This window comes from Yoonia sp. R2-816 (assembly GCF_046762905.1).
Lineage (GTDB): Bacteria > Pseudomonadota > Alphaproteobacteria > Rhodobacterales > Rhodobacteraceae > Yoonia.
On record NZ_JBKQXN010000286.1, the window covers coordinates 1 to 1,162 of the forward strand.

The 1,162-nt window shown below is 59.6% G+C and carries 2 protein-coding genes; both read right to left on the reverse strand.

The window, feature by feature from the left end:
* Positions 1–55 precede the first annotated feature (55 nt).
* Complete coding sequence (locus tag ACFWW2_RS16935; RefSeq protein ID WP_393929864.1) at positions 56–385, reverse strand: hypothetical protein; 330 nt, start codon at positions 383–385, stop codon at positions 56–58.
* A gap of 90 nt (positions 386–475) precedes the next feature.
* Positions 476–805, reverse strand: a complete 330-nt coding sequence (locus tag ACFWW2_RS16940; RefSeq protein ID WP_393929866.1) for a hypothetical protein — start codon at positions 803–805, stop codon at positions 476–478.
* Between the last annotated feature and the right edge of the window lie 357 nt (positions 806–1,162).

Below are 1,162 nucleotides of genomic sequence, written 5' to 3' on the forward strand. Positions count from 1 at the left end.
AAAAAAGGCCGGTCCTCCAGTGATGGCCGGCCTTTTTGTGGGATGGGGTGTTTGCTTAGTTGACGTCGAATGGTTTGGACGCGACGACTTCACCGTCGATCTTGATCAGGGCGATCACGTCGCGGGTCTGGGGCAGGCCTGTGTTGACGCGCACATTGGTGTTGGCGCCCGCCGACAGACGCTCGGATCCGACCAGCGCGCCCTGCGCACCTGTGTGATAGTCGTAGATTTCGACCACGCCAGCACCGTCTGCGGTGATCAGGCCCAGTTCCAGCACGTCACCGCCATCCAGCGTCCGGCCTTGCTCGAAATAGCTGTCAGCAGCCCCGGCAGTGGCGGTCACGGCAACGGCGGCAGCGGCAAATGCGATTGATTTGATAGACATGAGGTTTATCCTTTTTTCAGAGTTTCTGTGAGAGAGTGTGCGTTCAGAGGAGAGGCGGACCGGCGGCATGCGCCGGCCCGGACAGACGACTTAGTTGATGTCGAAAGCTTTGGTTGCGGCGATCTGGCCGTCGATCTTGACCACAGCAATCACGTCGCGGTTTGCGGGCAGGCCGGTGTTGACGCGGGTGTTGGTGTTGGCGCCAGCATTCAGACGCTCGGTGCCCAGCAGCTTGCCTTGTGTGCCGTTGCGGTAGTCGTAGATTTCGACCACGCCAGCGCCTTCGGCGGTGATCAGACCCAGCTCAAGCACGTTGCCGGCTTCCAATGTGCGGCCCTGTTCAAAATACGTGTCGGCAGCACCTGCAGTGGCGGTGACGGCAGCGGCGGCAGCGGCGAAAATGATTGTTTTAACGGACATGGTTTTCTTCCTTTTCAGTCGTGTGGCCCGGGGCGGGCAGAGAGTGTGCGGTGTTGTGCAGAGCGGGTCTGCGTTTCGTTTGATGAAGCTAAGATTGTCGCTGCAATGACGTTTGGGTAGGGCCGGGCTGATCACGAAAACGGGGCTGAATGTGATCGGCTCAAGTGCTTGACATGAGGGCGCGGCACCCTACCTGCCTCTCGCGTGCATCCATGCACAGAACCCGACCCCGATCTGTGCGCCAGGCTGCCCCTAGGTCAGCCCCGGACCCCCGCAAACTCTTTCAGCTGTTCACAGATTTCAGGCGCACCCAATTGCGTGACACCCAATTATTTCCAACTTTTCGCGAGGGCGTGA

Excerpts from the sequence above, each read along its gene's own strand:
- ACFWW2_RS16935 (WP_393929864.1), bottom strand. The coding sequence starts at position 385 with ATGTCTATCAAATCAATCGCATTTGCCGCTGCCGCCGTTGCCGTGACC.
- ACFWW2_RS16940 (WP_393929866.1), bottom strand. The coding sequence starts at position 805 with ATGTCCGTTAAAACAATCATTTTCGCCGCTGCCGCCGCTGCCGTCACC.